Raw genomic sequence first — 4408 nt, 5'->3', positions numbered from 1 at the left:
AGTCTCAATTCAATACTTGATATCACCGTATTATATATCAAGTAGTTGATTTTTTCCTAAAAATATATTGATTTTTGTCAATATAAGTATAGTTTTGTCTATGAAATTGTCAACTTAGGACTTGCTCTTTAGGTGTAGTTTTGTGGAGGCTATCACTTACATCCATTCATTGAAGAGCTATTATGGTTGATAACGGAGGCTAAAATGAAAGCCTTGATCTTGGACGTTATTACCCCTGTCCTTTAAATCTACAAAGGGAATGGCATAATCTAAACGCATACTTAGGTTATCAATCCCTAAAGCCTGATTCCACAGAAACCCTAATCCTGTACTGAGTAGTAATTTTTGATCGGGTGATGTATTCGGGTTACCGGATTGGTTCCAGACTACACCTAGATCCAGAAAAGGTGCGATCTGAATCATCGGTAATCCAGATTCATTCCTCTGGATGGTAATTCTGTCTTCTACTGCAAATCTCACACCATAATCACCAGAGCGGATATTTTGCCGATAACCGCGGACTGACTGTCCACCCCCAATGACAAATTGTTGGGAAGCTAATAAACTGTTGAGTGTGAATTGCCAATCCGCTTGTATGAGCAATAAATGATTATTATTTAATCGTTGCGATCGCTGTAATTGACCTGTCCAACTAAAAAAGCGACCATCAGGTACAGGGTCTTGACTAATTGTAGCATTAAATAAACCTACACCAAGGTTAAATTGCGATCGCCCAAACCACACACCTTGAGGATCTCGGTTAAGATACTCTTGACCAAACCTAATTACACTGGTACGACTACCATCAAACTGAAAAGTCCCACCACCAACAAAAGTCTGACCACTTTGATGGGTAAATCCTAATGATAAAGCAAATTCTTCCCGGGGCGATCGCCATAGTGGTTGACGGTAGTTAATTTCATACAGTTCTTGCTCACCCTCAATATTTAGGTCTCTAAAAGGTAACTCAGTGATCTTGGTTCTACTGGGTGAAACCCGCAATCCCAAGGTTCCATTCATCCCATTCACGGGAATCTGATAACTTAAATTAAATACCTGAGAACCTCCTGTGAATGTGCGGTAATAAGAACCTGTTAGCAGGTCTCCCAGTCCAGTCAGGTTACGATAACCGAATTCTAACCCCAATCTCTCACCACCAACGCTGACAGGGTAATAGTTATCAATTAACAACTTACTTGTAAAAGATTCAGCCTCCTGTACTGTGACTACTAGTAAACTTTCTCCTTCTTCTCCCGTAGGACGTAGACTGGCTTCTATATTTTTAAATAGGGGGTCAAGTCGTAGTAACCGCAGTTGATCTTCCAGTTTAACGGTATTGAGAGGTACTGTATTAGCTAGTTGAATACGACTGCGAATATAACTAGGATTGACTCGTTGTGTTCCTCTAATATCAATTTTTGCCAAACGTCCTTCAATCACCCGAATCACTAAAATACCATCTGTGTTGTCAGGTTGGGGGGTTACGCTAACGGCTCTAGAATTGAGATAATTCCGATTTAGATATAGTTGGGTAACAGCATCACTCACTGCTCTGATCTGTTCTAGGGTTAATTCCCGTTCTTCAAATTCCTTCACTAAAGGGGTAAAATCTTTTTCATTAAAGACTGTACTGCCTATGACACGAATTTGACGAATATAAAATTTTGCTGCAGGTTGGGGGGTTTCCTGTGGTGATTGTTGAGCAAGTGTAGGTGTTGCTAACTTGGTATCCGAATTAGTAATAGGGTTATTAATATCACTAGCTAGGCTACGCTGTCCATTAATACTAAGTAAAAAAGATGTGGACAAAATTAATAGATAATGAGAAAAAAAATTGGGTCGTTCTTGCTGAGTTGCTGATTCAGACTTGATTCCAGTCATGTTTCCTGGGTTCATGTGACTGCGCTGGGATGGTATCAAATGGGTGGGTACAAGTATTTAGATATCATACTTTTGACAGTCAGTAGCCAAAGCTTTGTAGCTAAACTTGCTATTATTAATAATTATTAACATTATCCTGTTAAAGTAAAAATGAGACATTGTATACTAATGCCATATGAAAAATGGGATTGATTGTATGTCACCGTTAGTATCTATTGTTATTGTTAACTACAACCGGGAAAATTATTTAGGTGCTGCTATTGCCAGCGTATTACAGCAGACATGGACGGATTTTGAGTTACTTGTCTGGGATGATGGCTCTACAGATGGGTCAGTAGCCATCGCCCAAAAATATGCTCACCAAGATCAACGTGTAAGGGTAGTAGCAGCAGCACACCAAGGAAGTGTGAAAGCTCACAAAGCAGTCATAGCTCAAACTAGAGGTACTTATCTGGGTTGGGTAGATAGTGATGATATCCTCGCTCCCACTGCTTTGGCGGAAACTGTACCTATCCTCAATCATCAGCCAGATGTGGGATTAGTTTATACTGATTATGTAGATATTAATGCAGCCGGTGAACTGCTTGGCTATGGTCGTAGCTGTAGTATTCCCTACTCTCCCCAAGAGTTACTAGTCAACTTTATGACCTTCCACTTTCGGTTACTGCGGTATTCAGTTTACCAACAAGTGGGGGGTGTAGATATATCTTCCTCAGACTACGCCTATGATTATGACCTATGTTTACGGCTGTCGGAAGTTACCCAAGTGCGGCGGGTCGATAAACCTCTCTACCTTTACCGCAGACATAACCAAAGTATCTCTGCAACTCAGAGATCCAAGCAAATCCTTTATTCTCAACAGGCGATCGCGCGAGCATTGCAACGTCGAGGACTGGCTGAGAAATATCGCATAGATGTAGAATTATCAACAGGTCGCTTTATATTGCGACACCAGCAACCTTTAACAACAACTATAGCAACAACCTTTAAAAGTCTATTTATTCAAACCAAGAAACTCTCACTAGGTGCTGCTTGTTGGGGAATCTTTTCCTTGGGGGGAATTAACACAGCGATCGCCCAAGATCAACAGATCATTTCCGCTCCAGATGGCACAAATACCATTGTGACACCCAACGGTAACACAACAGATATTACAGGTGGTACATCTTCTGGTGCTAACCTTTTTCACAGTTTCCAACGGTTTGGACTTAGTTCAGGACAAAGTGCTAACTTCCAAGCTGATACAAATATACAAAATATTCTCGGTCGCATTGTGGGTGGTGATGCTTCCGTCATCAATGGATTAATTCAGGTGACAGGGGGTAATAACCCGAACTTATTTTTGATGAATCCTGCGGGATTTATTTTTGGTGGGGAAGCCAGTTTATATATTCCTGGTTCCTTTAATGTTACTACTGCCAACGGAATCAGATTTGATAACGGGTGGTTTAATGCTGAGGGTAACAATGACTATAGTAATTTATTCGGTAACCCTAACGGATTTGCCTTTACCACCAGTCAACCAGGAGCAATCATCAATGCTGGTAAATTAGAAGTAGGTACAGGGCAAACTCTGAGTTTATCAGCTGGTACTGTGGTAAATACAGGAACACTCACAGCATCCGGTGGACAAATTCTAGTTACATCCGTACCTGGTGAGGGTTTCATAAACCTGAGTATACCGGGAAATATTTTGAGTTTAGACATTCCCAATAGGAATGAACTTAATAATTGGACATTACCCATCCCATCTTTACCACAACTGCTCACAGTGGGTAATACTGACACCGGGTTAACCGTCTCAGAGAATATTGTCACCCTGAATAATACTACCATCCCATCTACTCCGGGTACAACCATTGTCAGTGGTAATCTCAATACTGGGTCAATAGGGGGGAGAGTTAATATTTTAGGTGCAAAGGTAGATTTAATTGATGCCAATATTAATGGTGGCAGTGGGAGCAATATCAACGTAGAAGATAGAGACAATCTTAATATTGATAATATTACTGGTACTGCCTATGGCAGCAACATTAATCTCACAGCTACCAATGATATTACTCTTGGTAACACTAATTTACAGTTAGGTGCTGGTTATGACACAAATAGTTTAACCATCACTTCCACAAGTGGCGCTGTTAAATTTGTTGACCCCAATAGCACTCTCAACACCAATGGGGCAAATCTTAACATTTCTGGTGCTAGTCTAGTCTTGGGAAATCTTCAGACGGGAAATGATTTTAATGGTAGTGGCAACGTAAAATTATTTGCAAGTGGTAACATTACTGCGGGTGATATTGTTAGCGCTGGTAATGGTTATGATTCTGGTAATATTTCCGTAGAAAGTACCACTGGCGAAATCAAATTAGGAAATTTGCAAACGGGAAATTATGATATTGGTGGTTTTAGTTCTACTGGCGACGTAAAATTGTTTGCAAGTGGTAACATTACTGCGGGTAATATTTTTAGCGCTGGTAATGGTTATGATTCTGGTAATATTTCCGTAGAAAGTACCACTGGTGAAATT

The 4408-nt window shown here is 40.3% G+C and carries 2 protein-coding genes; one reads left to right on the top strand and one right to left on the bottom strand.

Annotation, left to right across the window (positions count from 1 at the left end; genetic code table 11):
- Window positions 1-180: 180 nt before the first annotated feature.
- Complete coding sequence (locus FFR48_RS25765) at window positions 181-1881, bottom strand: ShlB/FhaC/HecB family hemolysin secretion/activation protein (RefSeq protein ID WP_236104187.1); 1701 nt, start codon at window positions 1879-1881, stop codon at window positions 181-183.
- A 196-nt stretch (window positions 1882-2077) separates the two neighbouring features.
- Here FFR48_RS25765 and FFR48_RS25760 point away from each other — a divergent pair.
- The coding region (locus tag FFR48_RS25760) for a two-partner secretion domain-containing protein (RefSeq protein WP_137669328.1) at window positions 2078-4408 on the top strand (2331 nt) is incomplete at its 3' end.

Source organism: Sphaerospermopsis reniformis (genome assembly GCF_005402885.1).
Classification (GTDB): Bacteria; Cyanobacteriota; Cyanobacteriia; order Cyanobacteriales; family Nostocaceae; genus Sphaerospermopsis; species Sphaerospermopsis kisseleviana.
Note: the sequence above shows the minus strand (reverse complement) of the source record. Positions and strands in the feature narration are given on the sequence as shown.